At 64.0% G+C, this 25,935-nt stretch carries 21 protein-coding genes and 1 tRNA gene; 7 read left to right on the top strand and 15 right to left on the bottom strand.

Going from position 1 to position 25,935, the window contains the following annotated elements:
• The first annotated feature begins 34 nt into the window (after window positions 1–34).
• Window positions 35–1,813 (top strand): acyl-CoA dehydrogenase C-terminal domain-containing protein, encoded by a 1,779-nt coding sequence (locus ACVWY1_RS10060; protein WP_457378209.1) that lies wholly within the window; start codon window positions 35–37, stop codon window positions 1,811–1,813.
• Window positions 1,814–2,197: 384 nt separating this feature from the next.
• On the opposite strand, the gene ACVWY1_RS10055 is transcribed toward ACVWY1_RS10060, so the two are convergent.
• The gene (locus tag ACVWY1_RS10055) at window positions 2,198–3,121 is read right to left on the bottom strand and encodes a LysR family transcriptional regulator (RefSeq protein WP_139668024.1); all 924 of its coding nucleotides are present in this window, start codon (window positions 3,119–3,121) and stop codon (window positions 2,198–2,200) included.
• A gap of 210 nt (window positions 3,122–3,331) precedes the next feature.
• On the opposite strand from ACVWY1_RS10055, the gene ACVWY1_RS10050 reads away from it, so the two are divergent.
• Together ACVWY1_RS10050 and ACVWY1_RS10045 are read left to right on the top strand one after the other, a co-directional pair.
• Window positions 3,332–4,609, top strand: coding sequence for an aspartate aminotransferase family protein (locus ACVWY1_RS10050; RefSeq protein ID WP_457378208.1), 1,278 nt, complete (start codon window positions 3,332–3,334; stop codon window positions 4,607–4,609).
• Window positions 4,610–4,764: 155 nt separating this feature from the next.
• On the top strand, window positions 4,765–4,923 hold the full coding sequence (locus ACVWY1_RS10045) for a YqaE/Pmp3 family membrane protein (protein ID WP_003177654.1): 159 nt from the start codon (window positions 4,765–4,767) through the stop codon (window positions 4,921–4,923).
• A 126-nt stretch (window positions 4,924–5,049) separates the two neighbouring features.
• Here the strand turns inward: ACVWY1_RS10045 and ACVWY1_RS10040 are convergent, their stop codons facing one another.
• From ACVWY1_RS10040 to ACVWY1_RS10000, 9 genes are all read right to left on the bottom strand, one after another.
• A complete protein-coding gene (locus ACVWY1_RS10040) occupies window positions 5,050–6,861 on the bottom strand; it encodes a prolyl oligopeptidase family serine peptidase (RefSeq protein WP_457378207.1) in 1,812 nt (603 codons plus the stop codon).
• On the bottom strand, window positions 6,842–7,990 hold the full coding sequence (pqqE, locus tag ACVWY1_RS10035; RefSeq protein ID WP_457378206.1) for a pyrroloquinoline quinone biosynthesis protein PqqE: 1,149 nt from the start codon (window positions 7,988–7,990) through the stop codon (window positions 6,842–6,844). The genes ACVWY1_RS10040 and pqqE overlap by 20 nt, the downstream gene beginning before the upstream one ends.
• Window positions 7,962–8,237: a pyrroloquinoline quinone biosynthesis peptide chaperone PqqD gene (gene pqqD / locus ACVWY1_RS10030; RefSeq protein ID WP_457378205.1), complete on the bottom strand. Its 276-nt coding sequence runs from the start codon at window positions 8,235–8,237 to the stop codon at window positions 7,962–7,964. The genes pqqE and pqqD overlap by 29 nt, the downstream gene beginning before the upstream one ends.
• The gene (gene pqqC, locus ACVWY1_RS10025) at window positions 8,234–8,971 is read right to left on the bottom strand and encodes a pyrroloquinoline-quinone synthase PqqC (protein ID WP_173862413.1); all 738 of its coding nucleotides are present in this window, start codon (window positions 8,969–8,971) and stop codon (window positions 8,234–8,236) included. The genes pqqD and pqqC overlap by 4 nt, the downstream gene beginning before the upstream one ends.
• 27 nt (window positions 8,972–8,998) lie before the next feature.
• Complete coding sequence (pqqB, locus tag ACVWY1_RS10020; protein WP_102681912.1) at window positions 8,999–9,910, bottom strand: pyrroloquinoline quinone biosynthesis protein PqqB; 912 nt, start codon at window positions 9,908–9,910, stop codon at window positions 8,999–9,001.
• Window positions 9,911–9,983: 73 nt separating this feature from the next.
• A complete protein-coding gene (pqqA, locus tag ACVWY1_RS10015) occupies window positions 9,984–10,055 on the bottom strand; it encodes a pyrroloquinoline quinone precursor peptide PqqA (RefSeq protein WP_003243383.1) in 72 nt (23 codons plus the stop codon).
• A gap of 170 nt (window positions 10,056–10,225) precedes the next feature.
• Window positions 10,226–12,541, bottom strand: coding sequence for a pyrroloquinoline quinone biosynthesis protein PqqF (gene pqqF, locus ACVWY1_RS10010; RefSeq protein WP_277502549.1), 2,316 nt, complete (start codon window positions 12,539–12,541; stop codon window positions 10,226–10,228).
• Window positions 12,542–12,593: 52 nt separating this feature from the next.
• Window positions 12,594–13,376 (bottom strand): carbon-nitrogen hydrolase family protein, encoded by a 783-nt coding sequence (locus ACVWY1_RS10005; RefSeq protein WP_277502550.1) that lies wholly within the window; start codon window positions 13,374–13,376, stop codon window positions 12,594–12,596.
• 16 nt (window positions 13,377–13,392) lie between these two features.
• Window positions 13,393–15,075, bottom strand: coding sequence for a flavin monoamine oxidase family protein (locus tag ACVWY1_RS10000; RefSeq protein ID WP_457378204.1), 1,683 nt, complete (start codon window positions 15,073–15,075; stop codon window positions 13,393–13,395).
• A 600-nt stretch (window positions 15,076–15,675) separates the two neighbouring features.
• On the opposite strand from ACVWY1_RS10000, the gene ACVWY1_RS09995 reads away from it, so the two are divergent.
• Complete coding sequence (locus tag ACVWY1_RS09995) at window positions 15,676–15,966, top strand: DUF3077 domain-containing protein (protein ID WP_028689051.1); 291 nt, start codon at window positions 15,676–15,678, stop codon at window positions 15,964–15,966.
• Window positions 15,967–15,971: 5 nt separating this feature from the next.
• Here ACVWY1_RS09995 and ACVWY1_RS09990 read toward each other — a convergent pair whose 3' ends face one another.
• A complete protein-coding gene (locus ACVWY1_RS09990) occupies window positions 15,972–16,433 on the bottom strand; it encodes an Lrp/AsnC family transcriptional regulator (protein WP_094011516.1) in 462 nt (153 codons plus the stop codon).
• 146 nt (window positions 16,434–16,579) lie between these two features.
• Here ACVWY1_RS09990 and ACVWY1_RS09985 point away from each other — a divergent pair, with 146 nt between their 5' ends.
• Entirely contained in the window at window positions 16,580–17,275 is a 696-nt protein-coding gene (locus tag ACVWY1_RS09985; RefSeq protein ID WP_457378203.1) for a CatB-related O-acetyltransferase, read from the top strand.
• A 54-nt stretch (window positions 17,276–17,329) separates the two neighbouring features.
• On the opposite strand, the gene ACVWY1_RS09980 is transcribed toward ACVWY1_RS09985, so the two are convergent.
• The gene (locus ACVWY1_RS09980; RefSeq protein WP_110697457.1) at window positions 17,330–17,701 is read right to left on the bottom strand and encodes a hypothetical protein; all 372 of its coding nucleotides are present in this window, start codon (window positions 17,699–17,701) and stop codon (window positions 17,330–17,332) included.
• 451 nt (window positions 17,702–18,152) lie between these two features.
• Between ACVWY1_RS09980 and ACVWY1_RS09975 the strand changes: the two genes are divergently transcribed.
• Together ACVWY1_RS09975 and prfH are read left to right on the top strand one after the other, a co-directional pair.
• Window positions 18,153–19,289, top strand: a complete 1,137-nt coding sequence (locus ACVWY1_RS09975) for an RNA ligase RtcB family protein (RefSeq protein WP_110697459.1) — start codon at window positions 18,153–18,155, stop codon at window positions 19,287–19,289.
• Window positions 19,289–19,909 (top strand): peptide chain release factor H, encoded by a 621-nt coding sequence (gene prfH / locus ACVWY1_RS09970; RefSeq protein WP_110697542.1) that lies wholly within the window; start codon window positions 19,289–19,291, stop codon window positions 19,907–19,909. Before ACVWY1_RS09975 ends, prfH begins: the two co-directional genes overlap by 1 nt.
• Window positions 19,910–20,091: 182 nt before the next feature.
• Here prfH and ACVWY1_RS09965 read toward each other — a convergent pair.
• The 3 genes from ACVWY1_RS09965 to rpoD form a co-directional block, all read right to left on the bottom strand.
• A tRNA-Ile gene (locus ACVWY1_RS09965) sits at window positions 20,092–20,168 on the bottom strand.
• A gap of 17 nt (window positions 20,169–20,185) precedes the next feature.
• Entirely contained in the window at window positions 20,186–23,935 is a 3,750-nt protein-coding gene (locus ACVWY1_RS09960; RefSeq protein ID WP_457378202.1) for an EAL domain-containing protein, read from the bottom strand.
• Between the two features lie 120 nt (window positions 23,936–24,055).
• Window positions 24,056–25,906 (bottom strand): RNA polymerase sigma factor RpoD, encoded by a 1,851-nt coding sequence (gene rpoD / locus ACVWY1_RS09955; RefSeq protein ID WP_457378201.1) that lies wholly within the window; start codon window positions 25,904–25,906, stop codon window positions 24,056–24,058.
• Window positions 25,907–25,935 lie beyond the last annotated feature (29 nt).

Raw genomic sequence — 25,935 nt, 5'->3', positions numbered from 1 at the left:
CGGGCCGCCCCGACCCTTATAGCGAGAGGTTGTCATGGCTGAATATAAAGCGCCCCTGCGCGATATGCGCTTCGTCCTCAATGAAGTCTTCGACGTGGCCACGCTCTGGTCGCAACTGCCCGGCCTTGCCGAGGCAGTCGATGCCGACACGGCGATGGCCGTGCTGGAGGAGGCGGGCAAGGTCACCGGCAAGACCATCGCGCCGCTGAGCCGTGCCGCCGATGAAGAGGGTTGCCACTGGGACAACGGCTCGGTGCGCACCCCGGAGGGCTTCATCGAGGCATACAACACTTATGCCGAAGGGGGCTGGGTCGGCGTTGGCGGAGATCCGCTCTTCGGTGGCATGGGCATGCCCAAGGTCGTCTCGGCCCAGGTCGAGGAAATGGTCAATGCCTCGAGCCTGGCCTTCGGCCTGTACCCGATGCTGACCGCCGGCGCCTGCCTGTCGATCAACGCCCACGCCAGTGAAGCGCTCAAGGAAAAGTACCTGCCGAACATGTACTCGGGTGTCTGGGCCGGCTCCATGTGCCTCACCGAGCCCCACGCCGGTACCGACCTGGGTATTATCCGCACCAAGGCCGAGCCCCAGACTGATGGCAGCTATAAGGTCAGCGGCACCAAGATCTTCATCACCGGCGGCGAGCACGATCTCACCGAGAACATCATCCATCTGGTACTGGCCAAGCTGCCGGATGCACCGGCAGGCCCGAAAGGCATCTCGCTGTTCCTGGTACCCAAGTTCCTGGTCAACGAAGATGGCAGCCTCGGCGCACGCAACCCGGCCACTTGCGGCTCGATCGAGCACAAGATGGGCATCCAGGGCTCGGCCACCTGCGTGATGAACTTCGACGAAGCGGTCGGCTATATCGTCGGCGAGCCGAACAAGGGCCTGGCGGCCATGTTCACCATGATGAACTACGAGCGCCTGGGTGTCGGCATCCAGGGCCTGGCCTCGGCCGAGCGTTCCTACCAGAATGCCGTGGAATACGCCCGTGACCGTCTGCAGAGCCGCGCCCCGACCGGTCCGCAGGCCAAGGACAAGGTGGCTGACCCGATCATCGTCCACCCGGACGTGCGGCGCATGTTGCTGACCATGAAGGCGCTGACCGAAGGCGGCCGGGCGTTCTCCACCTATGTGGCGATGCAGCTCGACAGCGCCAAGTACAGCGAAGACCCCACCACCCGCAAGCGCAGCGAAGAGCTGGTGGCGCTGCTGACCCCGGTGGCCAAGGCCTTCCTCACCGACCTGGGCCTGGAGTGCACCGTGCATGGCCAGCAGGTCTTCGGCGGCCATGGCTACATCCGCGAGTGGGGCCAGGAGCAGTTGGTGCGCGATGTGCGCATCACCCAGATCTATGAAGGCACCAACGGTATCCAGGCACTGGACTTGGTCGGCCGTAAGGTGGTGGCCAGCGGTGGCGCCTATTACAAGCTGTTCGCCGACGAGATCCGCCAGTTCATCGCCGCCAATGCTGCTGATCTTGGCGAGTTCACCAAGCCCCTGGCAGTCTCCCTCGACCAGCTCGACGAGCTGACCAACTGGGTGCTGGATCAGGCCAAGGGCAACCCCAATGAGATCGGCGCGGCTTCGGTCGAGTACCTGCACGCATTCGGTTATGTCGCCTATGCCTACATGTGGGCCCTGATGGCGCGTGCCGCCAAGGCCGGCGAAGGGGATGCTGATTTCTACGGCGCCAAGCTGGGCACGGCACGGTTCTACTTTGCCCGTCTGCTTCCGCGAGTTCATTCGCTGGCAGCTTCGGTAAAGGCCGGTAGCGAGTCGCTGTACCTGCTGGACGCCGCGCAGTTCTGATCCCGCCGAGCTGCCTGGCAGCCCTATTGCGGTATGAGGTCGCCCCCGCACCGGATAAATTTCCGGCTGCGGGGGCGGCCTTTTTGTTTTGTCGGCGACGCATGTTTGTGAATGGACCTCTTTTGTAAGCTTTGGCTTACACGACGTGGTGACGTTTCGCCTCTTTCCTACGATTGGATCCACGGTTACTCTTTCTTACATGGACGTAGCGCAGGATGCGCAATGGACAGAGCAGGACGCCTTACAAGGAAGTTGCGCAGGAAGCGCGAAAAGATAGAACAGGGACAAGAAGGATTTCCTGCCAGGATGGCGGGGTGATAAGGATGTCGAAGGGAAACAGTCTGGAAAACCCCGCTTAGGCGGGGTTTTCTTTGTGCGCGTGTTTCAGCCAAGCACGTCCAGCGGCGAAACACCCAGCTGGCGTGGCTCGGCCTCTTCCTCCAGCAAGCTACGCAGCAGCTCGACCGAGGCCTGTTGACGTTGCGCGTCACGAAACACCAGGCCTACCTTCAGCGGTATACGTGGCTCGCTGAGAGGCTTCCACAGCAGCTCCTGGTCGTCCTGTGCGGCATCCTTGGCCCGGCCCGGCAGGATGGTCACCAGCGCCGTGTGCGCCAGGCTGTCGAGGATCCCCGCCATGTTGTTCATCTCGGCCTGCACCTGCGGCCTGCGCCCTTGGCTGGCCAGCTGCGCCTTCCAGATCTGGCGGATCTGGAACTCCTCGCCAAGCATCAACATCGGCAACTCGGCCGCCTGACGGATCGAGACCTTCTTGAAGTCTTTCAAGGGGTGGGTACGGGGGATGACCAACTGCAGTTCATCTTCGTACAGCAGCAAGCCGTGCAGCCCCGGCTGGCGTGGTGGCAGGTAGCTGATGCCGATGTCCAGGCTACCGTTGAGCAGGCGCCGTTCGATCTCCGACCCCGACAGTTCATAGATCTGTACCACCAGGTGCGGTTGGGCTTTGCGCACCCGCTCCAGGAGTTGCGGTACCAGACTTGGCCGTACGGTCTGCAGCACGCCGATGGCCAGGGTGCGCAGCGACTGGCCCTTGAAATTGCCCATGGCCTCGTGGGCCCGTTGCAGGCCATCGAGCAAGGGCACGGCGTGGTTGTACAGGGTATGCGCGGCGAGTGTGGGCAGCAGGCGTTTGTTGCTGCGTTCGAACAGGCTCAGGTCGAGGCTGTGCTCCAGCTGGCGAATCTGCTGCGACAGCGCTGGCTGGGACAGTGACAGGCGTTCGGCGGCGCGGCCCACATGGCCTTCTTCATAGACCGCGACGAAGTAGCGCAGTTGGCGAAAATCCATAAGTGATACTTATCGAAAAAGCTGAGAAAACGAAATGGCCGCGAATCGACCAGAGGCCTAGTCTATCGCCGTATTCCAACGGGTTACAGCGCTCATCCCGGCGATTGTTACCCCAGGTGAAAAACACTTTTGATAGGCAAGGCAGAATATTCAATTCCGGCGCCAGACCGGAACCTTGACCGCCCACCACCGTGATTGGCCGGAGTCCCGATGAACCTGTTCAACCTGCGCCGTTCGGCACCCGCCGTCGCCGAGCCCAAGCGTGCCTTGGTGAGCGTGCCGGCCGCAGCGCAGTGCTCCCGCGAGCGGCTGATGCCCAGCATCGAACGTGCGCCGCACGTGTTCGTGCGCGGTCAGGGATCGTGGTTGTGGGATGACGAAGGGCACGCCTACCTGGACTTCACCCAGGGTTGTGCGGTGAACAGTCTGGGTCACAGCCCGAGCGTGCTGGTCAAGGCCCTGGGCGACCAGGCCCAGGCGTTGGTCAATCCCGGCGCGGGCTACCACAGCCGCGGCCTGCTGAGCCTGGTCGAGCTGCTGTGCCAGCGTACCGGCAGTGATCAGGCCTACCTGCTCAACAGTGGCGCCGAGGCCTGTGAGGGTGCGATCAAGCTGGCGCGTAAATGGGGCCAGCTGCACCGCAACGGCGCCTATCACATCATTACCGCGAGCCAAGGCTGCCATGGGCGCACGCTCGGGGCGTTGTCGGCGTCCGACCCGCTGCCATGCAACCGTTGCGAGCCCGGCTTGCCGGGCTTCAGCAAGGTGCCATTCAACGACCTGGCGGCGCTGCATGCGGCGGTCGACTCGCGCACCGTGGCGATCATGCTCGAGCCGATACAGGGTGAGGCCGGCGTGATCCCGGCCACCCGTGAGTACCTCCAAGGTGTCGAGCGCTTGTGCCGTGAACTGGGCATTCTGCTGATCCTCGATGAGGTGCAGACCGGTGTAGGACGTTGCGGCGCCCTGTTGGCAGAAGAAACCTACGGCGTGCGGGCTGACATCATCACTCTCGGCAAGGGACTCGGTGGTGGTGTGCCATTGGCCGCACTGCTGGCCCGTGGGCGTGCCTGCTGCGCCGAGCCGGGCGAGCTGGAAGGCAGCCACCATGGCAACGCATTGATGAGCGCTGCCGGGCTGGCTGTGCTGCAGGCCGTGCTGGAGACGGGGTTCTTCGAGCAGGTGATGGACAGTGGTCGCCACCTGCGCGATGGCCTCAGCCGCCTGGCTGGTCGCTATGGCCAGGGCGAAGTGCGCGGCCAGGGGCTGTTATGGGGGCTGCAACTGCGCGAGGGTGCCGCGGCGCAGCTGGTCGAGGCTGCGTTGCAGGAAGGCTTGCTGCTCAATGCGCCGCAGGCCGACGTGGTGCGCTTCTCGCCGGCATTGACCGTGAGCAAGGGCAACATCGACGAGATGCTCTTGCGCCTGGCCCGGGCGTTCACCCGGCTGCATGCCCAGCAGCACAATCGCCGTGAAGTGCCGGCCTGACCCGGCAGCCGACGTACAGAATTTCAACGAACCGTCTCGCGTTCCTGCGCATCGCCTCTGGTCTGAAATACATGGCCAGGGGCGTTTTTTTGCCCGGTGGAACCTCCGGCAGGTACGGCTAGTCTGTTTTGATACACCTTCAAGGAGCACACCGCATGGACTTCATCCGCATCATCATCGCCATCCTCCTGCCGCCGCTGGGCGTTTTCCTCCAGGTAGGGTTCGGTGGCGCGTTCTGGCTGAACATCCTGCTGACCTTGTTGGGTTACATCCCCGGGATCGTGCACGCGGTGTACATCATTGCCAAGCGCTGAGCGCATAGACCGCGCTGCAAGCATGATCAGCGTGGGAGCGGCTTTGCCCGTGTTCGCGGGGCAAGTCGCATCGGCGCACCGCCGCTCCCACGCCGTTGCAGTTGAAGCCTGAAGCTATGTTTTGCCCTACCGGCCAAGCAGCCGGCAGTAGAACTTCCACTCTGCGTCGAGCGCATGCGCTAGATTCGCCGCCTGGCGGAACCCATGCCGCTCGCCCGCATAAAAATGCCCCTCGGCTTGGATGCCATTGGCCTGTAGGGCCTCGAGCATCAAGCGTGTCTGCTCCGGTACCACCACCGCATCCAGCTCACCCTGGAAGAAAATCACCGGTACCTTGATCTGCCCGGCGTGCAGCAATGGTGTGCGCTGGCGATACCGCTCGGCATCGCGCTGCGGGTCGCCGATCAGCCAGCCCAGGTAGTCGCCTTCGAACTTGTGGGTGGCCCGGCCCAGCGCCTCGGGGTCGCTGACGCCGTACAGGCTGGCGCCGCCACGGAACACATCCTGGAAGGCCAAGGCGCACAGGGTGGTGTAGCCGCCGGCGCTGCCACCGCGGATGAAGGCCTGGGCCGGGTCGATCAAGCCCTGCTCGGCAAGATGCCTGACCGCAGCGCAAGCGTCCTCGACGTCGCATTCGCCCCAACGCAGGTGCAGCGCCTGGCGGTAGGCGCGACCGTAGCCGCTGCTGCCTCGGTAGTTGAGGTCGGCCACGGCGAAGCCGCGTTGGGTCCAGTACTGGATGCGCGGGTCGAGCACCGGGTAGCAGGCCGAGGTCGGGCCGCCATGGATGAACACAACCAGTGGGGGGAGGCCGGCCGTACCTTGCATGGCCGGATAGAAGAAACCGTGGGCCGAGCCATCGCCACTGGCATAGTGGATCGGGTGCGGGCGGCTGATGTATTCCACCGGCAGCACCTCGGCGCCGCCTGCCAGTACTTCGACTTCGTGGCTGCGCCGGTCGATGGCGATCACCGCCGGTGGGCTGATCGGCGAGGCGGCCACTGCATAGATGCGCTCGTTGTCCAAGGCCAGGCTACGGAACCGTGTGTAAGCACTGGCATAACGCTCCACTTCGCCAGTGTCACGGCGCAACCCCAGTTGCCCGAAGCCGTTCTCGAACCAGCTGGCCAGGTAGCTGGTGGGGCCGAGGGCCAGCCAGGTGCTGGCGCCCAGTTGCCAGGGCGCGGTGGCATGATCGGCGGCCGCTGCGGGGAGGCGTTGCCAGCCCCCGTCGAGTTCGCCCCAAGGCTGCCAGAAACCCTCGCGGTCGGACAGGCAGTGCAAGCGGCCCTGCTCATCGAAGCGCGGCTGCTGCAACGATTCGTCCTGCGCGGCGATGCAGCGTGCCGTTCCCCAGGCACCGGACGGGGCGCGCTCGCGACACATCAGCCGGGTAACGGTCCAGGGTTGCGCCGGGCGGTCCCATTCGATCCAGGCCAGGCGGCAGCCATCTTGGCTCAGCGTTGGCGAGGCGTAGAAGTCGGCGCCTTCGGCCAGGACTTCCCGATGACCCGCCGCGAGGCTGACCAGGCGATGCTCGACCTGTTGGGCATGGCGTTCCTCGACGGCCAGCACCTGGCCGGCATGCCACTGGACATCGCCGTAGCGACAATCGCCGGCGTGGCTGAGCGGACGCGGGGGGCTGCCGTCGAAACCCTGGGTGTAGACCTGCTGGTCCTGTTCGTTGACGAACACCAGCCCGTCGCCACCGAGGCAAAAGCTGCCGCCGCCGTATTCATAGACCCGGCTGCGCACACTGTAGCCGTCCGGGGTCAGGCAGCGAGCCTGGTGGTCGAGCCAATGCCAGATGCGGCAGGCGCCATCGGCGGGCCGGAACTCGTTCCAGAACACACCCTGTTCGCCGACCTTCAGCTCGGCGAAATCGGTCCCGGCGGCCACCGCCTGGGTGGCGCTGAACTCAGCCGCGGGCAATGACATGGGAGTTGCGCTCGTTGCGGAAGGTCATCTGTTCAATCTCCAACGTGGCGTGCTCGGCTTCCTCGCGGGCCTTGAGGATGATGCCGTGGTCCGGTGACTTGGCGCACACCGGGTCGGCCTTGCTGGCATCGCCAGTGAGCATGAAGGCCTGGCAGCGGCAGCCGCCGAAGTCCTTTTCCTTTTCGTCGCACGAGCGGCACGGCGCGGGCATCCAGTCATAGCCTCGGAAGCGGTTGAAGCCGAACGAGTCGTACCAGATGTGGCGCAGGTCATGGTCGCGCACATTGGGGAACTGCACCGGCAGCTGGCGCGCGCCATGGCAGGGCAGGGCGGTGCCGTCCGGGGTGATGGTCAGGAACAGGCTGCCCCAGCCATTCATGCAGGCCTTGGGGCGCTCTTCGTAGTAGTCGGGGGTGACGAAGATCAGCTTGCACGGGCTGCCTTCGGCCTTGAGCTTGTCGCGGTACTCATTGGTGATGCGCTCGGCCCGTTCCAGCTGGGCGCGGGTCGGCAGCAGGCCAAGGCGGTTGAGGTGCGCCCAGCCGTAGAACTGGCAGGTGGCCAGCTCCACGAAGTCGGCCTCAAGGGCGATGCACAGCTCGATGATGCGGTCGATCCGGTCGATGTTGTGCCGATGGGTGACGAAGTTGAGCACCATCGGGTAGCCGTGGGCCTTCACCGCCCGGGCCATCTCCAGCTTTTGCGCGAAGGCCTTTTTCGAGCCGGCCAGGAGGTTGTTTACCTGCTCGTCGCTGGCCTGGAAGCTGATCTGGATATGGTCCAGCCCGGCCTGTTTGAAGGCGGCGATCTTCTGTTCGGTCAGGCCGATGCCGGAGGTGATCAGGTTGGTGTAGTAGCCCAGGCGCCGAGCTTCAGCGATCAGTTCGGCAAGGTCCTGGCGCACCAGCGGCTCGCCGCCGGAAAAACCAATCTGCGCGGCGCCCATCTCGCGGGCTTCGGCCATTACCTTGAACCACTGCTCGGTGCTCAGCTCCTTGCCCTGCTCGGCGAAATCCAGTGGGTTGGAGCAGTACGGGCACTGCAAAGGGCAGCGGTAGGTGAGCTCGGCCAGCAGCCACAAGGGCAGGCCGACCGGCACCTCAGGCGAGGGTGATCCAGTGTTCGGCACGGGCCACCTCCATGAATTGCTCGATGTCGTCAGCGACTTCGGGCACATCGGGGAATTGCTGTTGCAGCTCGCTGATGATCGCGGCGACGCTGCGCTGGCCATCGATCAGCCCGCCGATCAGGCCGGCGCTGTCGTTGAGCTTGATCATCCCTTCGGGGTACAGCAGCACATGGCCCTTTTGCGCGGGCTCGTACTGGAAACGATAGCCGGGGCGCCAGGCGGGCACCTGTTGACGGTCGAAACTCATAGGGCGATCCCCTTGTGCCAGACCCGCTCGGCGGTGACGCTGTGGTACGGCGGGCGGTTCAGTTCATAGGCCATGCTCATGGCGTCGAGCATGCTCCACAGGATATCCAGCTTGAATTGCAGGATCTCCAGCATGCGCTCCTGCCCTTCGCGGGTGGTGTAGTGCTGCAGGGTGATCGCCAGGCCATGCTCCACGTCACGCCGGGCCTGGCCGAGGCGGGTGCGGAAGTATTCGTAGCCGGCCGGGTCGATCCAGGGGTAGTGCTGCGGCCAGCTGTCCAGGCGCGACTGGTGGATCTGCGGGGCGAACAGCTCGGTCAGCGAGCTGCTGGCGGCCTCCTGCCAGCTGGCGCGGCGGGCGAAATTGACGTAGGCGTCCACGGCAAAGCGCACGCCGGGCAGCACCAGCTCCTGGCTGCGCAGTTGCTCGGGGTCCAGGCCCACGGCCTGGCCCAGGCGCAGCCAGGCTTCGATACCGCCATCCTCGCCGGGCGCGCCATCGTGGTCGAGCAGGCGCTGGATCCACTCGCGGCGCACTTCGCGGTCCGGGCAGTTGGCCAGGATCGCTGCATCCTTCATCGGGATGTTCACCTGGTAGTAGAAGCGGTTGGCCACCCAGCCCTGGATCTGCTCGCGGCTGGCGCGGCCTTCATACATCGCCACGTGGTAGGGGTGATGGATGTGGTAGTAGGCGCCCTTGGCGCGCAGGGCCTGCTCGAACTCGGCAGGGGACATCGGCGTTGCGTCGCTCACAGGGCCTCCTTACAGCTCGATACTCATGCCATCAAAGGCGACTTCCACGCCCCGGCGCTGTACTTCGGCGCGTTCCGGCGAGTCTTCGTCGAGGATCGGGTTGGTGTTGTTGATGTGGATAAGCACCTTGCGCTGACGTGGGAAGCCGTCCAGCACCTCGAGCATGCCGCCCGCGCCATTCTGCGCCAGGTGACCCATCTCGCGGCCGGTGCGGGTACCGACGCCGCGGCGCTGCATTTCATCATCCTCCCACAGGGTGCCGTCGACCAGCAGGCAGTCGGCGCCATGCATCATCTCCAGCAGCTTGGCGTCGACCTGGCCCAGGCCCGGCGCGTAGAACAACTTGCCGCCGGTGCGGGTGTCCTCCACCAGCAGCCCGAGGTTGTCGCCGGGGTGCGGGTCGAAACGGTGCGGCGAGTAGGGCGGCGCGGCGCTGCGCAGCGGGAAGGGAGTGAAGCGCAGGTTCGGACAGGCATCGATGACAAAGCTGCCATCAAGCTCGATGCGGTTCCACACCAGCCCGCCGTTCCAGTGGCTGAGCATGTTGAACAGCGGGAAGCCGGTGCTCAGGTCCTGGTGGACCATGTCGGTGCACCACACCTGGTGCGGGCAGCCTTCGCGCAGGCTGAGCAGGCCGGTGGTGTGATCGATCTGGCTGTCGAGCAGGACAATTGCATCGATACCGGTGTCACGCAGGGCCCGGGCCGGCTGCATCGGCGCGAAGGCCTGGAGCTGGGCGCGGATGTCCGGCGAGGCGTTGCACAGGATCCAGTGCTCGCCGTCGTCGGACAGGGCGATGGACGACTGGGTACGTGCCGTGGCGCGCAGGGTGCCGTCGCGGTAGCCCTTGCAGTTGACGCAGTTGCAGTTCCACTGGGGGAAGCCGCCACCGGCGGCGGAACCGAGAATCTGGATGTACATGCGCGCCCTCGTAAACGCTGATCCAAAAAACGACAACGCCCCGGCGGGCCGAGGCGTCGTAACGCACTGCCGCTTAGCGGTTGGCGAAGTACATGGTCACTTCGAAGCCGATACGCAGGTCAGTGTATGCAGGTTTGGTCCACATGGGTTTGCTCCTTCCGGATGGGGTTTGAGGTGGTCGGTTCATTATTGGGTTCTCCCAGGGACGAGAGGTTCCATTGGCCGAGATTGCGCTATCTTACAAGAAAAAATTGTACCGAAAGGTTAATTATTCGAAATGCGCCCTTGCACCAGCGGTAACAATCACCGCTGACGTCACCGCCATTTGGCGTCCGGCGCGGCGGCATTGGCCAGGCACAGCCAACCGTGACTGGCGTCGATGAGTTGCTGCAGCAGTTCGTCCAACTGAACTTGCTCGACATTGAGAATAGACCGGCGCATGCGGGGCAGGTCCGGATTGTGTGTCGCCATATGTGCCTGCCAGGCCCATTGCGCGACATCGGCATTGCTCATCGCCGTTTCGTCGAATTGATCGGCGAGCTGGGTACGGGCAGCGGCGTTCAGCGTGGCGCCTTGGCGCAGCAGATTCAGCAGGTGGCCAAGGATCTCTGCGTGGCTGGCGTGCGGCGATTGCACGCCGAACAGGAGCCCGCCGTAGCCTTCGATCTGACGAAAGGCGCTGAACACCGCATAACCCAGTTGTAGCTCGACGCGCAGGCGTTGATAGACCGGGCCCTGCAACAGCTGGGTGAGCAGGCGGCCGGCGGGGTGCAGGCGCGCGGGCAATGGGCAGAACAGCAACAGTGCGGGCTCGCTGCCCGTAGTCGGGATCTGCCGCCAGTAGCGCTCGTGGATCGGACGTGGCGCTGAAGGCTCGGCAGGTTGGCCCATGAGGCTTTGCAGTACCGTTCCCAGCGCCCCCTGTTGCGCCGCGTCGAATCCTTGCGCCAATCCCTGCCACCGGGCCTGTCGCCAGAGTGAATCGAGCTGCGGCTGGTCCGGCGTGCAGGCCTGCAGTGGTTGTATTGCGCCCATCAGCAAAGTGTCTGGCAGTGCCTTGAGCAGGGTGCGGATCGGTATCAAGGGTGCTTCGGCTGCCGCTGGCGCGTGCCAATGCTCCCAGGCAGGCGAACGCAGCAACGCAAGCGCCTCCTGCGTGGCGTTGATCACGGCCAGGGGATGCCCCGCCAGGCGCAACTGCCAGTACTCGCCGCAGGCCTCGAAGCCCAGTCGCAATGCCGCCTGCGTGGCACGCTCGCGCAACGGTCGAAGGCTGTGCTCGAGAACGGACCACAGGCGTTGGCGCAGAGGTGACAAAATCTGCCAGCGCAGATCCAGCGCCGCGAACTGGCGTGCTGGCGGCAGGCAGTCGCCGATACCGAGCGCGGCTGGCAATACGCTGCCGATCATTGGCAGTGCGTCTGCCAGCAGTACTTCTTCGGGAGGGAGCTGCCAGTCTCCTGCCGCCGTGGATGGCAGGTCGGCCAGCAGTGCATCGAAGGCGGCCAGGCCTTGGGCCGACAGGCCGCTGAACGGCCGCCCGGCGCTGTCGCGCTGGGCCAGTTCGAGCGCGCTACCAGCTTGCTCCCGGCGTTGCTGCATTTGCGTGAAGCGCAGGTTCAGCTGCCCAGGATCCTGCTGCCGTAGAAAACCCAGCCAGCCATGCAGCAGCGCCCAGGCCTCGGCTAGGCAGGCTTCGTCCGCCAGCTGCAACTGAACATGCCAGAGCAGCTGCCCGGCATGGGCGTAAAGTTGTTGCGCCTTGCAGTCCTGCAGCCAGCCGCGCTTGCGCAAGGCATCCAGCCAACCACCAGGCCGGCTGTCGGTGAGCTGGGCCAGTAACAATTCAAGCGCCTGTTCCGCGCCTTCCGGCACGCTGTCATGGGCGAACAGCCAGTCATGACGGGCACCCCATGCGGTTGGCTGGCGCAAAGGCGCTTCGAGCAAGGCGGGCGGTCGGTCCCGGACGGTGCCGGCGCCCTGGGTGAACAGCTCGCCGTATCGTCTGCCCAGTTGTGCCAGCTCATCCAGCGGTTGCGGGCCGACCAGGCTCAGGGTGAGCTGCCCGCCCTGGTAGTGGCGTTGATGGAACTGCCTCAGCCCTTGTTGGAAGGCGGGGCTTTCCAGCGGCAAGCTATAGCGGTTGCCGGCATGGAAAGCGCTCAGCGGATGGCGCGCCGACACCGATTGCAACAGGGTGAACTGGCGTTGGGCTTCGGGGTTGCGCGACCAGGCGATGAACTCGGCATGGATCACCTCGCGTTCGCGGCGCTGGCTCTCGATGGCAAAGTCCGGCTCGGCGAGCATCTGGCACAGGCGCTCCAGCCCGCCGGCCAGCGCCGCGGGCGGCACTTCGAAGAAGAAGTCGGTGGTGCGCTCGCGGGTGCTGGCGTTGACCTGGCCACCCAGGCTTTGGACGTAGCGCATCAGGCCGTCGTCCAACGGAAAACGCGTATTACCGAGGAAGAACAGGTGTTCGAGAAAGTGCGCCAGGCCCGGCCAGCGCGCTGGTGCGTCGTGGCTGCCGGCATGCACCCGCAGCGCTGCGGCCGCGCGCTTGAGGCGTGGCGCGTGGCGCAGGGTCAGGTGCAGGCCGTTGGCGAGGGTGAGGTGGCGAATGGTGTCGGACATGACGCCATGCTAGCGCGCAATGCCGAGGTTGTCTGTTCTGGCCCTGCGGCTGTCAATTCAGGTCCCGACGCAGGTCCGCCAAGTAGGGAAACGCTTCCCGCCCTTTCAATACCCGCTCGCGTTGCAGATCTGCCAGCAACAGTCCTTCCTCGTGGTCGGCCATCGCCAGTACATCGCCGTCCGGCCCGATGATGCTGCTCTGCCCGCAATACTGGATCTCGCCCTCGCTGCCGCGGTAGTTGGCGTATACCAGGTAGCACTGGTTCTCCTGCGCCCGCGAGCGCACGGTCACCTGGCAGACGAAGTCGTAGGGCGCCATGTTTGCCGTCGGCACCAGGATCAGCTCGGCGCCGTTCAGCGCCAGGCGCCGGGCGTTCTCCGGGAACTCGATGTCGTAGCAGATCAGCATGCCGACCTTCCAGCCCTCCAGCTCGACGACCGGGAAGTGATCGCCGCCCGGGCTGAACATCGAGCGGTCCAGCTCACCGAACAGGTGGGTCTTGCGGTAGTTGCACAGGCTGCGGCCATGGGCGTCGATCAGTTGCACGCTGTTGTAGATCGCCCCGTCCTCGGCCCGCTCGGGGTAGCCATAGACGATGGCGATGCGGTGCGCCTGGGCAATCTCGACGACGCTCATCGCCGAGGGGCCGTCCTCGGCCTCGGCCAGGCGTTCCACCTGGTCCAGGCCGATGTTGTAGCCGCTGAGGAACATCTCCGGGCACACCAGCAACCGGGCGCCGCGGGCAGCGGCAAGCTGGGCCTGGTGCTGCAGGCGCGCGAGGTTGCCGGGCACGTCCAATGGCTTTGGCGTGCCCTGGTACAGGGCGATGCGCATGGCGCTACTCCTTCGCTCAGTCGGCCAGGGCGATCGGACCGATCTGGTGGAACACATCGCCCGGGCCGGGGTTGTCCGGGTGGGTCTGGCCACCGAAGTGGTTGATGATACCCCACACGGCATTGAGCGAGGTCTGCACCGCGCCTTCGACCCAGGCCGGGGTCCACGATACGTCGTCACCGGCGATGAAGATGCCGCGCTGCTCGGCGGGCATGTCGGCCTGCATGAAGTGCGCGTACATGCGCTGGTTGTAGCGGTAGTGGCCCGGCAGCGCGCCCTTGAAGGCACCGAGGAAGTGCGGGTCGGCCTCCCACGAGATGGTGATCGGATCGCCGATGATATGCCCGGCGATATCGGTCTTGGGGTAGATCTTCTTCAGCGCGTCGAGAGCCAGTTGCACGCGCTTTTCGGTCGGGTGCGGCAGCATCTTCAGGGCGTCGCTCATCCAGGCGTAGGACAGGCAGATCACCCCCGGCTTGTCGTCGCCGTTGTCGAACAGGTAGGTGCCGCGGGTCAGGCGGTCGGTGAGGGTCATGCTCATCAGGTCGCGACCGGTCTGCGGGTCCTTGTCCTTCCAGAACGGGCGATCGACCATGACGAAGGTCTTCGACGACTGCATGTAGCGGGTGCGGTCCAGGGCCATCCACATTTTCTGCGAGAACAGCGACTCTTCGCAGTCGATCTGGGTGGTCAGCAACCAGCTCTGGCAGGTGGTGAGCACAGCAGCGTAGTGGCGCACGTCACCGTAGTTGTCAGTGACCGCCAGGCGCCCATCGCTGGCGCGGGCGATGCGCTTGACCCCGGTGCGCGGCGCGCCGCCATGCAGCGTACTGAGGCTGGTGCCCGCCGGCCAGTGGGCGCAGCGCTCCGGTACATGGCGCCAGATGCCTTGGGGCACCTGCTCGACGCCGCCGACCACCAGGTGCTGGTGGTCGTCGCAGTTGGTCATCACCACGCGGAAGATTTCCAGCATCGAGTTGGGGAAGTCCGAGTCCCAGCCGCCGGTGCCGAAGCCCACCTGGCCGAACACCTCGCGGTGCTGGAAGCTCAGCTTGGCGAACGAGCGCGAGGTGGCGACGAAGTCATAGAAAGTGCGGTCGTCCCACAGCGGCACCAGCTTGTTCCACAGGTCTTTCAGGCGTGGTACGTCGCGGTCGCGAATGGCCTGCTGAATGTCGGCGAACTGCGCGCCGCTCTCCAGGGCGTCGGCCCAGGCGTCGGCCACTTCGTGGAACAGCTGCGGCAGGTCGGCGTACTTCTCGGCGTAGTAGGTTTGGCCTTCCAGGTCGATCACCGTACTCCCTGAGGCCGGCGTCAGCGGGTTGGGGAAGGGCTTGGTCTCCAGGCCCAGCTTGTCGACGTAGTGGTAGAAGGCGGTGGACGACACCGGGAAACGCATGCCGCCCAGTTCGGCGACGATGCCGTCGGTGCCGTTGAACACCTGCGAACGCAGCCTGCCACCCAGTTTGGAAGCTTCGTACACCACGGGCTTGAGGCCCAGCTTCATCAACTCGTAGGCCGCCACCAGCCCGGCAATACCGCCACCGACGATCGCCACTTCTTCGCCATGGCGCGCCTCGGGAATGCTGCCCAGGCCGGCCGGGTGCTCCAGCCAGTCGTCGAAGGCGAAGGGAAAGTCCGGGCCGAAGATGGTGATGGGTTTCTTGCCGTCGGCGGGGTGGCGGTTTTTCTTGTTCATGTAATGACCTTGCCAGGGGCTGCGCAGGGGGCGGAGCCTGAGTATAGAGAATGCCTGGTGGCCATTTTATGAAGTGGGGTGTTCGTTATTAAGGTGAAAATCGACGTCGTTATGTGATTTGTTTCGTCTTAATGGGTTGGTCATTTTTAATAGTGACGATTTCTTGCTGAAAGGTGTTCGGCGTTGGCCTTGTGGTGTTCTTGAGATCGAGCGCCGCCCGCGCGGCGCTCGATCTCAGGGCCACTGCAAATTTTTCGTCGGGCCCGTGAAAGCGGTAGCAGTTCGGTATTTGTCAGACTATTTCCTACAGACGTGAAGTTTAACGAGACCTATCCTACAAACCCTATCGCTCCGGTCTGGCTGTGCGGGTAAACCTTCGCGGTTAACTTCAGCCGGTCACCGCATATTCGGTGATTGGGCGTGAGAACCCTCTTCCAACTTGAGCGTCGAGGCATGCGTTATGGCAGCCTTGCGTGGGCAGGCTCTTGCCTGGCCGGTTTCCAAGTTGGCCGGATTCTCACCCCGCGTACGGCTGCCACCCAATTCCCGTGAGAAGGATGCAGATGGCAGTGATCCCTGGCTCAACTTGGATATTGCGCTATGAAAAAGATCGTCCCCGACCCACCCCTCGCCCTGAACCCAACCACCGAGCAGTCCTTCTGCTCCTGCCAGTCCAGTCATCCCCCCATCTTTACCGTACGCCCCGGCGTCGATGCCGCCGACGCCCTGGTTCACGCCAGCATGCTGGCTCGGGCCATCCAGGAAATCGCCGACGACTACGCCCAGCACCATGCCCCCGAGGCGGGGCGGGCGATGATCTGGTCGATCCTGCATTCGGCGGAAACGGTACGGGCGCTGCTGGAAGGGCTGCTCGACGCGATGGAGGCCTGAGGGCCTCAGCCTGGCTGCCCGCGGTCCACCTTGCTGCTGAGGATGATCGACGTGGTGGTCTTCTCCACCCCGTCGAGGCTGCCGATCAGGTCGAGCAACTGGTCCAACTGCTCCGGTGAGTCGCTGAGCAGCCAGGCTACGTAGTCGAATTCGCCACTGACCGCGCACAACTGCTGGACCTGCCCCATGGCGCTCAGGTGGCGCACGATGTCCTTGCCCGAGCGCGGCTGTGCCTTGATCCCCACGTACGCCTGCAGGCCGCCGCCGATCAGGCGCTGCCCCAGGCGCACGCCATAGCCGGTGATCACCTTGTTGCGTTCCAGGCGTTCGAGGCGCGAGTTCACCGTGGTACGGGCGATCCCCAGTTGGCGGGCGAGCGTGGCGACGCTTTCGCGGGCGTTGATCTGCAACAGGGAGATCAACTGGCGATCGATGGCGTCGAGGGTGATGGAGGAGGTGGCCGGCATGGTAGGTCTCTTTTGTCGAGCTGCTAGCCTATGCAAGCGCGACCGATTCGCGCAAGGCGCCCAGGGCTGGCATTACGTTGGCAAGGCGGTACGATAGCGGGCCGCTGCCGCTCGGCAGCCTGGACCATGGCAGGAGTGATTGACCCATGAAGTTCAAGGACTGGTACTGGCGGCGATGGATTCGCCAACACGGTTGCAAGGTGAGTACGGGCATTTCCAAGTTCGGCAAGCGCGCCAGGCTGGCGCTCGAGGCCGAAGTGCGCATCGGCGATGTGGCGGTCAGCGCCACCACCCTGGATGTCTCGATCGGGGCTCACACCTATATCCGCAGCGGCGGCTCGCTGCAGGTGGTCGAATCGATCGGGCGCTACTGCTCCATCGGCAGCGCGGTGGTCATCGGCCAGGAAAAATACGCTCATCCCACCGACTGGCTGAGTTCCCACCCTTTCCAGTTCACCGGCACCCAGTGGCAATACGAGCCGCCGAGCACGCCGGCACGCATTGGCCATGACGTGTGGATCGGCGAAGGCGCGATGATCATGGAGGGGGTCGAAGTGGGCACGGGCGCGATTGTCGCCACTCGCGCTCTGGTGACTCGGGACGTGCCGCCCTATGCCGTGGTGGCGGGCTTTCCAGCCAAGGTCGTGCGTTATCGATACCCGGAAGAGATGATCGAGCGTCTGCTCGCATCGCGCTGGTGGGAGCGCGATACCCGGCAGTTGCTGGAGCTGCCGCTGCACGACCCTGCCGCCTGTCTTGACCGGATTACCGGGCTGGATGAGGCAAGTTACACGAGGATCGAAATTTCGCGGCGTGGCTGCAAGGTGCTGGCGTCGGCTTGAATCGTCCAGAGACGTTTACGACCGGGGCTGCTGCGCAGCCCTGATCGGATTTGATCAACGTGATGCGCTGGTCTGCGCCGTGGCGCAAGGCGACTTCAGGCCAGCAGTCATGCTCTCGACGTTGTCGAGCATCTGGTTGCCTTTGTTGACCTTCTGCGCGTTCTCCGCAAGCTGCATGCGCTGGTCATAAGTGGCCGAGGTGCCATTCATGCTGTTCTTGGTTTCGAGCACGGAGTTGGCGATGCTGAGCAGGCTGCGGCCGGTGGAGATCAGGTTGTCGGTCGTACTGGGGGTGCAGGGTGCGTTGCCGCCGGCCATCTGGCTTGGCTGCTGGCCCTGGTTGTAGGAGCCCGGTGCCACGCAACCTGCGAGCGTGGCCAGCATCGGTACAACGAGCAGGGTCCCAAGCGTTCCTTGGATGTTCATGTGACGTTCCCTCGATCACTGGGCTCCGACCCGGTGCCGAAGCGATGGAGGAATTCTAGAAACGCGGCCGTGATGGCGAAATAGAACGGGTGTGCTAAAGGCACTTTGCCGCTGGTCAGAGCGACCCGAGCTACAAATCCAGGGGAAGCTGGGCACTGTAGCGCCAGTGTATTGTTTTTTGTACCGCGGAGCGGTCAGGTTTTTCGGCCATGACGTTGTTCTCCTGGTAAAAATGTGATCAAGGTTGTTGCAAGGTGGCAATTGCACACCTAAGATGCCCGCCTTCTCTCACCCGACAGCAAAGGAGGTACATCATGCAACAGTTGATCACCCTTTGCAGGTCGCGCCTGGCTTGATCGCATTCGCCGCTACTCGTTAGCGGTACCGCAACGCCCGGCCTCTGGCCTGCCAATCCGAACATCTTTTCGTTTCAACCCATCAGGATTGGACTATGGGCACTTGCATTCGCAATTTGTCCGACGGCGCCGTATTGGTCGCCGCGGACGACACCTGGATCGAAGGAAAAGCGATCCAACAACTCGAAACCACCGCTCGCCTAAGGGGCATGCATCGGGTGGCCGGCATGCCGGACCTGCACCCGGGGCGTGGCTATCCGGTCGGCGCGGCATTCTTTTCCGTGGGGCGTTTGTACCCGGCGCTGGTCGGCAATGACATCGGCTGTGGCATGGCGCTGTGGCGCACGGACATCCCGACCGCCAAGCTGCATCTGGACAAGCTGGAGAAACGCCTTGGCAACCTCGACCTGCCGCTTGACGAGACGTGGCAGGAGGCCGTCGCCAGCTTCGGTTTGCCTGCCACGGGGCACGAGCGTTCTCTAGGCACCATTGGTGGTGGTAACCACTTCGCCGAGCTGCAGCAACTCGATGAAAACTACGACGATGCGGCCCTGACAGCCTTGGGCATCGAGCGCAAACACCTGCTGTTGCTGGTGCACAGCGGCTCGCGTGGTTTGGGCGAGGCGATCTTGCGTGAGCAGGTCGACCTGTTCGGTCATCACGGACTGGAGGCGGGCAGCGAGGCCAGCACTCATTACCTGGGCCGGCACGACGGCGCGCTGCGTTTTGCCGAAGCCAACCGTCAGTTGATTGCCCGGCGCATGCTCGACCGCTTGCGTGCCGATGGCGATGTACTGCTCGACATCAACCACAACCTGGTGTCGCCAGCGCAGGTCGACGGGCTCGATGGTTGGCTGCATCGCAAAGGCGCCACACCTTCGGATCAGGGGGCGGTGGTGATCCCTGGTTCGCGCGGCGACTACAGCTACTTGGTACAGCCGATCGCCGACGAGCGCAGCCTGTTGTCCCTGGCCCATGGCGCCGGACGCAAATGGATGCGCAGCGAGTGCAAGGAGCGCCTCGCCTCGCGCTACAGCGTCGAGCAACTGAGTCGTACGGCACTAGGCAGCCGCGTGATCTGCGCCGACCGGGCGCTGATCTACGAGGAAGCGCCGGAGGCCTACAAGGCTATCGACTCGGTGGTGGGTGCCTTGCGTGAAGCGGGGTTGGTTCGCGTGCTGGCACGACTGAAACCGGTGCTCACCTACAAGACGCGCGGAGGGTGCTGCTGATGATCCTACTGCAACTCTCGGCGGCTCAGGGGCCGGAAGAATGTGCCCTGGCAGTGGCCAAGGCATTGCTCAGGCTGCAGGCCGAAGCGGATGCCCAGGCCGTGGCGGTACGGATACTCGAACAAGAGCCGGGGCCGCGGCGCGGCACCTTGCGCTCGGTGTTGCTGGCACTGGATGGCGAGCAGGCCGAGCGCCTGGCGGATCACTGGACGGGCTCGCTGCAATGGACGTGCAGCAGTCCGTACCGGCCGGCGCATGCGCGCAAGAACTGGTTTTTTGGGGGCGCACGGTTTGCGCCACCGGCACCGGAATTGGCGAGCGAGATCCACTTCGAGACCTTGCGTTCGTCCGGGCCGGGTGGTCAGCATGTCAACACCACCGACTCGGCAGTGCGCGCCACGCACCTGGCCAGCGGCGTCAGCGTCAAGGTACAGAGCGAGCGTAGCCAGCACGCCAACAAGCGCTTGGCGCTGCTGCTCATCGGTCAACGCCTGGCGCAACAGGCAGAGCAGGTCGACAGCGAACTGCGCGCGGAGCGGCGGTTGTTCCATCACCGCATCGAGCGTGGCAATCCACGTCGGGTGTTTCGTGGCGAGCGCTTCGAGCCGGCTGACGAGTAGATTGTGTGCGAATAGTCGTCTAGCAAAAGTCAGGCCGGGCGGCGTAGGCGATGCCGGCCCCACAAAAACGGATGAGGAAAGGACCCGGCTCGCACTCGGGTTTACGAGTTGCAAATGAGCATTCCGTATCTGAGGCGATCCCGCCAAAAACGCAAAAGCCGCGCAATGCGCGGCTTCGAAGATGGTGGGCCCACACGGACTCGAACCGTGGACCAAAGGATTATGAGTCCTCTGCTCTAACCAACTGAGCTATAGGCCCTCAGCAAGTGGGCAGGATTATAACGAGGGTTTAGATAGCGTGCCATCCGAAAGATCCGTTTGTGCTATGCGAAGAAAGGTCGCCGCGAATTCGTCCGGGGGCAGGGGCAGGCTGACGATGTAGCCCTGGATCTGCTCGCAACCTTCGGCGGCTAGGAAGCGCTGCTGCGCCTGGTTCTCCACGCCTTCGGCAATGATCGTCAGTTGCATGCTGCGGCCCAGGGCGATGATGGCGCGGGCGATGGCGGCGTCGTGGGGGTCGTCGGGCAGGCCCCGAATGAACGACTGGTCGATCTTGAGGATGTCCAGCGGCAGGCGCTTGAGGTAGCTGAGCGAGGAGTAGCCGGTGCCGAAGTCGTCGATGGCCAACTGCACGCCCAGTTGCTTGAGCTGGTGCAGCACGCTCAGCGCCTCCTCGGCCTGGCTCATGATGAAGTTTTCGGTGATCTCCAGTTGCAGGTCGCCCGCCTTGAGCTGGTAGCTGCGCAGCAGTTGCTCGATGCGCCGGGCCAGGTTGGGTTGGCGCAGCTGGGCGCCAGCGAGGTTGATCGAGAGCGGGCCGAAGGCGTGGTAGGTCTTCTTCCAGCTGTGCATCTGCCGGCAGGCCTGCTCCAGTACCCAGTCGCCAAGTTGGAGAATGGTGCCGTTCTCCTCGGCCAGGTGAATGAACTGCTCGGGCGGCACGTCGCCGAAGGTTGGGTGGGTCCAGCGAATCAGTGCCTCGGCGCCCACCAGGCTCTGGGTCTTGAGGCTGAACTTGGGCTGGTAGCACAGGCTCAGTTCATTGCGCTCGATGGCGCGGCGCAGTTCGTGTTCCAGGGCGATGCGCTCGCTGGCCTGGGTGGTCAGTTCGCGGGTGTAGGCCTCTACCCGGTTGCGGCCCTTGGCCTTGGAGCGGTACATGGCGGCGTCGGCGTTGCGGATCAGGTTGGCGACATCGGTGCCGTCTTGTGGGTAAAGGCTGATACCGATGCTGGCGCTGGTGAAGAACTCGTGCTCGCCGGCCTGGAACGGTGCGTGGAAGCCGGCCAGCAGCTTGTTGGCGATGGCGATGGCGCTGGCATCGCTGGGCTTGTGCAATCCGGGCAAAAGGATGATGAACTCGTCGCCGCCCAGGCGGGCCACGGTGTCGACATCACGCACCTGCTCCTTGAGGCGCTGGGCGATGCCCTTGAGCAACAGGTCGCCCACCGGGTGGCCGAGGCTGTCGTTGATGTGCTTGAAGCGGTCGAGGTCGAGGAACAGCACCGCGCCCTGGCGGTTGGATACCTGGGCGCAGCTGAGCGCGGCCTGCAGGCGGCTTTCGAACAGGGCGCGATTGGGCAGGCCGGTCAACGGGTCGTGATGGGCTTGGTAGTCGAGCTTGGCCTGGGCGTGCTTGATACTGGAAATGTCGGCGAAAACGGCGACGAAGTGGGTGATCTCGCGTTCGTGGTTGCGCACGGCGCTGATGGTCAGCCAGCCGGGGTAGAGTTCGCCGTTCTTGCGTTTGTTGTAGATCTCGCCTTGCCAGTGGCCTTCCGCGGTCAACTGGTGCCACATGGCGACGTAGAAGGCGCTGTCGTGCTGGCCGGAGGCGAGCAGTCGCGGAGTCTGGCCGAGGGCTTCGATCTCGCTGTAGCCGGTGATTTCGCTGAACGCGCGGTTGACCGCGCTGATGCGCTGGTCGGTGTCGGTTATCAGCACGCCCTCGGCGGTGTTCTCGAACACCGTGGCGGCCAGTTGCAGCTTCTCCTGCATCAGGTGGCGTTCGGTGATATCGCGGGCGATGGTCAGCATACAGTCGACGCCGCCGATCGGCAGTGGCCGGGCGGACAGTTCACAGAGGCGGATCTGTCCGTCGCTGCGGCGGATATGGCAGCTGAAATCGCGCACGAAACCGTCACGCTGTAGTTGATCGACCAGGCGTTGGCGCTCGTTGAGGTCGACCCAGATACCCAGGTCCAGCGAGGTCTGGTCGACCGTTGGGCTGATGTCGTAGCCGGTGAGGCGGCAGAAGCCTTCGTTGACCTCCAGCAGCAGGCCGTCGCTCTGGCGTGACAGCAACAGGCCATCGGGTGAGGCGTGGAAGGCCTTGGCGAACTTCTCCTCGGAGGTCTGCAGTTGCTGCTGGGTTTCCTTCAGCTGGCTGATATCGCGGATCGCCACAACCAGTGCCGGCATGCCGTCGAGGTCGAAAGTCTCGGCCGAGGTCAGGCCGGTGAACAACTCGCCGTTGTTGCGGCGAAAGGTCATCTCCAGGTTGCGGATGCCGCCGCGATGCAGGCGCTCGAGCAGGGCCGGGCCGGTACCGGCCACGCCCCACAGGCCGAGCTCGGTGGCGGTGCGGCCGATCACTTGCGCCGGACTCAGGCCGATCAGTTCCTCGAAGGCTTCGTTTACCTCCAGCAGGCAGCCGTCGCTGTGCCGGGCGATGATCAGGATGTCCGGGCACTGCTGGAACACCGAGGCGAACTTCTGCTCCGACAGGCGCAGGGCATCTTCGGTGTGCTTGGTTTCGCTGATGTCGATCATCAATCCGCGCATCAGCGACTTGTGGCCATGTTCGATCATGCTGACGATGTTGCGCACCCATAGGGTATGGCCGTCGGCGCGGATCACCCGGTAGTCGAGGCTGTGGTCGCGCCCGGCGGCTGTTTCGCTGTCGCAGTAGGCCTGCGCCCACAGGGCATCTTCCGGGTGCAGGATGCTGCGCCAGAAGCCCGGTTTGAGCCATTCTCCCGTCGGGTAGCCGAGCAGGTCCTCGGCGTGCGGCGACACATAGCTGTAGCTGAAGTCGTTGGCATCGGCCTCCCAGGCCACTGCTGACAGGCTCTCGATCAGGCCGCGGTAATGATACTCGCTGCTGCGCAGTTCCTGTTCCAGGGCGATGCGCCGGGAAATCTCCGAACTCAGCCGGCGGTTGATGCGGATCACCACCGCCAGGATGGCCATCAGCACCATCACGGCTGGCAGGCCGTAGAGCAGCACGTCGTGCCAGAAAGTCCGCTGGTCGACGACGTTGCCCACCCAGCGCTGCTGAATGTGGCTGACTTCGCTGCTGCTCATGTCGGCCATGACCTTGTCGAGGATGCCGACGAGCATCTTCTGTTCCCGCGGCACGGCCATGGCCAACTGGTAGCGGTACGGCGTTTCACCGCTTACATACAAGCCGTCGAGCTTGAGCTGGCGCAGGCTCCAGATGCTCGAAGCGAGGTCGCCGACCACGGCGTCCACCTCGTCGGTAGCCAAGGCCTGCAAGGTGGAACTGACATTGGGCATGGCCACCAGGTTGAGGTCCGGGTGGTGGGTGCGCAGCAGCTCATGGGGGGCGTAGTTCTCCACCACGGCGATCTTCAGGCCGTAAAGGTCCTTGAGGTTGCGCGGTTGCGCGCCGCCGGAGTGGGCGAGGATGACGATCGGGAAGTCCAGGTAAGGGCGGGTGAAGGCCAGGTAGCCCTGCCGCTCCGGTGTGGACATGATACCGGGCAGCAGATCGAGCCGGTTGCTGCGTGCCTGCGCGAGGACTTCGGTCCAGCTGCTGGGCTCGATCGGCTTGAGGGTGATCCCCAGGCGTTCCTGGATCAGGGCGATGTAATCGGCGGCCAATCCCTGGTAGCGACCTTCCTGGTCGCGGAATTCGAACGGCGGCCATGAAGCATCGACGCCCAGGCGCAGCTGCGGGTGGGCGCTGAGCCAGGCTTGTTCCTCGTCGGTCAGGGTCAGGGCGCCGGCCGTTGTGTTCCAGGTGAGCAGGAGCAGCAACAGGAAGGCCGGCATCATGGGCATAGCGGCCTCTCGAACAGGGGGTCTGATTCGAGTGTAGACGGGCATTCCGCCCGCTGGGTAGACAGTGGTAACGACCTTCCGTCACATAAGAAAAACCCCGGCCTGGGCCGGGGTTCGTCTTTACTCGTCGAGGAAGGAGCGCAGATGCTCGCTTCGCGTCGGGTGGCGCAGCTTGCGCAGCGCCTTGGCTTCGATCTGACGGATCCGCTCGCGGGTCACATCGAACTGCTTGCCGACTTCTTCGAGGGTGTGGTCGGTGTTCATGTCGATGCCGAAACGCATGCGCAGCACCTTGGCTTCGCGTGCGGTCAGGCCCGAGAGCACGTCACGGGTTGCTTCCTTGAGGCTTTCGACCGTGGCCACGTCGATCGGGGACTGCATGGTGGAGTCCTCGATGAAGTCGCCCAGGTGCGAATCTTCGTCGTCACCGATCGGGGTTTCCATGGAGATCGGCTCTTTGGCGATCTTCAGTACCTTGCGGATCTTGTCCTCAGGCATTTCCATGCGTTCGCCCAGCTCTTCCGGGGTCGGTTCGCGGCCCATTTCCTGCAGCATCTGGCGGGAAATACGGTTGAGCTTGTTGATCGTCTCGATCATGTGCACTGGGATACGGATGGTGCGCGCCTGGTCGGCGATCGAGCGGGTGATCGCCTGGCGGATCCACCAGGTGGCGTAGGTCGAGAACTTGTAGCCGCGACGGTATTCGAACTTGTCCACCGCCTTCATCAGGCCGATGTTGCCTTCCTGGATCAAGTCGAGGAATTGCAGGCCGCGGTTGGTGTACTTCTTGGCGATCGAAATCACCAGACGCAGGTTCGCCTCGACCATTTCCTTCTTGGCGCGACGAGCCTTGGCCTCGCCGATGGACATGCGGCGGTTGACGTCCTTGATCTCGGCGACGGTCAGGCCGGTCTCGGTCTCGAGGTCGATCAGTTTCTGCTGGCAGGCGACGATGGCGGCGTTTTTCTCACCCAGGGCGGCGGCCCATTTGGTGTTGCGCTTGGCCAGGTCACCGGACCAGGTCTGGTCGGTCTCGTTGCTCGGGAACAGGCGCAGGAAGTCGGCACGCGGCATGCGCGCGTCACGCACGCACAGTTGCATGATGGCGCGTTCTTGCTGGCGCAGGCGATCCAGGGCGCCGCGTACGCGTTCGACCAGAACGTCGAACTGCTTCGGCACCAGCTTGATCGGCATGAACAGGTCGGCCAGCGCCTGCATGGCGCCGATGCTGTCCTTATGGCCTCGACCGTGCTTCTTCAGCACTTTGAGGGTATCGACCAGCTGATCCTTGACTGCACCGAAACGCTGGGCGGCAACGACCGGGTCCGGACCGCTTTCGGTCTCTTCCTCGTCATCGCCATCGGCGTTTTCTTCGTCTTCGTCGTCGCTTTCTTCCTTCGCGGCAGCGGCCTTGGCACCTGGGATCGGTACTTCTTCGGTCGGTGCGGCGATGTTGTCGTCAGGGTCGATGTAACCGCTGAGAACGTCGGACAGACGGCCACCTTCGGAGGTGACACGGTCGTATTCGCCGAGGATGTAGTCGACAGTACCCGGGAAGTGAGCGATGGCGCCCATGACTTCACGGATGCCTTCCTCGATACGCTTGGCGATTTCGATCTCGCCTTCGCGGGTCAGCAGCTCGACGGTACCCATTTCGCGCATGTACATGCGCACCGGGTCGGTCGTGCGGCCAATATCGGTCTCGACAGCCGCCAATGCGGCGGCGGCCTCTTCGGCTGCGGCCTCATCAGTGTCGGCTTCCGCCAACAACAGGGCATCCGCATCCGGAGCACTCTCGAATACGTTGATCCCCATGTCGTTGATCATGCGGATGATGTCTTCCACCTGCTCCGGATCTGAAATATCCTCTGGCAGGTGGTCGTTGACCTCCGCGTAAGTCAGGTAGCCCTGCTCACGACCGCGGGTGATCAACTCTTTGATACGAGATTGCTGTTGCGCTTTTCCGGACATAACACCCTATCCACTGAAGGTCTTGGCGG

The organism is Pseudomonas sp. TE6288 (genome assembly GCF_054062095.1).
This window is presented reverse-complemented; position numbering and strand designations above follow the sequence as displayed.